The organism is Lentzea rhizosphaerae, from assembly GCF_042649515.1.
GTDB classification, from domain to species: Bacteria; Actinomycetota; Actinomycetes; order Mycobacteriales; family Pseudonocardiaceae; genus Lentzea; species Lentzea aerocolonigenes.
Map to the genome: position 1 here is coordinate 1 of NZ_JBHRZI010000039.1, position 1,360 is coordinate 1,360.

Consider the following 1,360-nt stretch of genomic DNA (forward strand, 5'->3'; position numbering starts at 1 on the left):
GATAGCGTCCGTCAAGTTGGTGTAATTTCGGGTGTAGGACCGGGCCGTCATGATCAGGCGGCTCTGGGTGTAATCTGAAGTGTAGTTTCCTCTTCGATTGTTGGTGGGTTTAGCTCGGCCATTGCCTCGACCTGCATGTATCGGCTCAGGAGCTGCCATTCGTCGTTGGCTTCGAGCAGAACCGCGCCGATGAGGCGAACGATGCTGTCCTCGTTGGGGAAGATGCCGACGACATCGGCACGGCGCTTGACCTCCTTGTTGAGGCGTTCGAGTGGATTCGTTGAATGTAATTTCGTGCGGTGCTGGGCGGGGAAGGCCATGTAGGCCAGCACGTCGGCTTCGGCATTGTCCATGAAGGTACCGAGCTTGGGCCATCTGGCGCGGAGCTGGTCGGCGACATGCCGCCAGGTCTGCACGGCATTGTCATGGTCGGGCTGGATGAAAGCCTGACGGATCGCGGCGGCGACCATGGTGTGCTGGCCCTTGGGAACGTAGGCCAGCGCATTGCGTGTCGCATGAACACGGCAGCGCTGCCATGTCGCGCTGAGGATACGGGTAATGGCCGCTTTCAGCCCTTCATGGGCATCGGAGATGACCAGCTTGACGCCGGTGAGGCCTCGGCGGACCAGATCACGCAGGAAGCTCGTCCAGAACGGCTCGGCTTCGGAGGGGCCGATGTGCAGGCCGACAATCTCCCTCTTCCCGTCCGTGTTGACCGCCACCGCGATTATCGCCGCCACCGACACGATGCGACCGCCCTCACGCACCTTCAGATAGGTGGCGTCGAGCCAGAGGTATGGCCAGTCACCGGAAAGGGGGCGCTTGAGGAAGGCGTTCACCCGCTCGTCGATATCCTTGCACAGCTTGGAGACGGAGGATTTGGAGATGCCGGTCATGCCCATGGCCTGCACCAGCTCATCGACCTTGCGCGTCGAGACGCCGTTGATCCACGCCTCCTGGATCACGGCCACCAGCGCCTTCTCCACCATCTTCCTCGGCTCCAGAAAGCCGGGAAAGTAGGCTCCCTGTCGCATCTTCGGTATCTTCAGGTTCAGCGTGCCGAGCCGGGTGTCGAGCGAGCGGTCGCGGTAGCCGTTGCGCCATGTCTGGCGGCTGTCGCCACGTTCATAGCGCCCAGCGCCGATCAGGCCATCAACATCGGCTTCCATGATCAGTTGCAGCACGCTTTCGGCAATCGTGCGCAGAAAATCGCTATCGCCACTCTTCGCGGCAAGCTCGGAAAGAGCTAATCTGTCGTCGGTCATCGGGGTTCCTTTCGGCTGGTTGAAGCTTTGCAACTCCACCTTCTCCGACAGGCCCGGTGCCCACCTTGCGCTCAACGAATTCGGCAGCTCATTCT

1 protein-coding gene is annotated in these 1,360 nt (G+C 61.1%); it reads right to left on the reverse strand.

Annotation, left to right across the window (positions count from 1 at the left end):
* Positions 1 to 53: 53 nt before the first annotated feature.
* On the reverse strand, positions 54 to 1,265 hold the full coding sequence (locus ACFOWZ_RS40015; protein ID WP_160788268.1) for an IS256 family transposase: 1,212 nt from the start codon (positions 1,263 to 1,265) through the stop codon (positions 54 to 56).
* Between the last annotated feature and the right edge of the window lie 95 nt (positions 1,266 to 1,360).

Excerpts from the sequence above, each read along its gene's own strand:
- ACFOWZ_RS40015 (WP_160788268.1), bottom strand. The coding sequence starts at position 1,265 with ATGACCGACGACAGATTAGCTCTTTCCGAGCTTGCCGCGAAGAGTGGC.